The organism is Tabrizicola sp., from assembly GCF_031377265.1.
Lineage (GTDB): Bacteria > Pseudomonadota > Alphaproteobacteria > Rhodobacterales > Rhodobacteraceae > JAUYQR01.
The window spans coordinates 1-1,665 of the sequence record NZ_JANMET010000287.1; the positions used below are offsets into that span (position 1 = coordinate 1).

Consider the following 1,665-nt stretch of genomic DNA (forward strand, 5'->3'; position numbering starts at 1 on the left):
CCGTCCTGCGCGTTGGCTGGCAATTGGCCATGCCAATGGATGATGGTTTCAACATCCAGACCGTTGGTCAGATCCACCCTAAACTGCTGGCCGGGATCAAGGATCAGCCCGTGTCCACCTGCACCGTTGATCAGCCCGTAAACCGTGGCTGCCTTTCCATCAATTTCGAGAACGCGGGTGGCGGCAGTCAGGCTCAGCGGCGCGGTTTGTCCGAACGCATGGCGTGGAAGCGCCGTCGCTGTTACCATCGCGGCGGATGCAGCGATAAAGCCGCGACGCGTAAGATCGTGTGTCATGTTGATGCTCCAAAAGGCTTCAGAGAAGCCTGCGCAAAGGAAATGCCTCGCAAGTGCTGTGACGCCCGTTCAAGCGACAGGAGTTGTATCGGGAGGGCGTTGGGCCGGGTCTGGCTGGAAAGGCTCCCAAACTGGACCTGCATCCATCGCCCAGCGCGCAAAAACGTAATCCACGACCCGCGCTGGATGCACCGGCCCATCGGCCCCGGCAAGGCTGGTGCAAAGCATGGCACAAAGCGCGCCATTCATCCCGTCATGCGCGCCACCGGAGTGGCTCATCTGGCCCTGCGCGTCAGCGGCGTGGTGCATCGTCATCGCAGGCGTTTCGGTCACTGCCGTCATGCCCGGATGCGGAAGTGTCAGCATGAAAAACAACGCAAGCACGAGGCCAAGGCGAAGCAGCAGATGGCTGTCAGCAAGGCTTTGGCTTTTGCACGACATGAAATCGGGTTAGGCCGCGAACCAAGCCAGATCAAGTCACGTCTTGGAGTGCGTATCACCAAGGGGCGCCAAAGAGCACGCGATACAGCCAAAGGTTCAGCTTTCAGCAATGTGCGTTCGTACGGGCAAAACAGTCTCAGGCCCACCGAGATGAGACCCATCGATTTGAGGCCTTCCGAATTCAGACTCCGCGCACGGCGGGAAGATTTCCACCGCGCTTTGCCAGCAGACCCAATGCTGCTGCACTGAACGCAGCCCCGGTCAGAAACGTCGCGGGCGCACCAAGACCGTCCCACAATAGCCCCGCCACAAGGCTTGCGATCAACAGCGCAACACCGCTGACCAGATTGAAAAAACCGTAAGCCGTGCCGCGCAGGTCTGCCGGGGCGGTGTCGGCCACCATGACCGCCAAAAGGCCTTGCGTCATGCCCATGTGGAGGCCCCAGACCGCCACACCGGCAAGCACCACGGCCCAATGGGCGGAGCTGGCAAGGATCAGATCCGCCACGATCAGCACGACCAACCCGCCAATCAACAGGGTTTTGTGGCTGACCCGATCCGAAAGGCGGCCAAAGGGGTAGGCCGACAGCGCATAGACCAGGTTCATCGCCACCATGACCAGCGGAACCAAGGCCAGCGGGATGCCGCTTTGCTGGGCGCGCAAGACCAGAAACGCTTCGCTGAAGCGCGCCAGCGTAAAGACGGCGCCGATGCCAACCACCTGCCAATAGGCGGGCGGAAGACGGGCAAGGCTGGCCCGCCGGATCGGGTTCTGCCGAACGGCCCCGGGTTTTCGCGGTGGCTCTTTCACCCCGAAGGCCAGCAGCGCCACGGCCAGCGCGCCGGGGATGACGGCCACCCAGAATACCGCCTGAAAATCGTTTGCCCATAGCAGCATCAGCCCCACCGCCAGCAATGGTCCGGCAAA

3 protein-coding genes are annotated in these 1,665 nt (G+C 61.7%); all 3 read right to left on the reverse strand.

Annotated features, from left to right (window positions below; translation table 11 throughout):
- Positions 1–296 (reverse strand): multicopper oxidase domain-containing protein (locus RMO18_RS16040; RefSeq protein WP_309667256.1); only part of this gene is annotated, 296 nt, incomplete at its 3' end.
- Between the two features lie 69 nt (positions 297–365).
- A complete protein-coding gene (locus RMO18_RS16045; protein WP_309667257.1) occupies positions 366–737 on the reverse strand; it encodes a hypothetical protein in 372 nt (123 codons plus the stop codon).
- A 181-nt stretch (positions 738–918) separates the two neighbouring features.
- A partial coding sequence (locus tag RMO18_RS16050) for an MFS transporter (RefSeq protein ID WP_309667258.1) occupies positions 919–1,665 on the reverse strand: 747 nt, incomplete at its 5' end.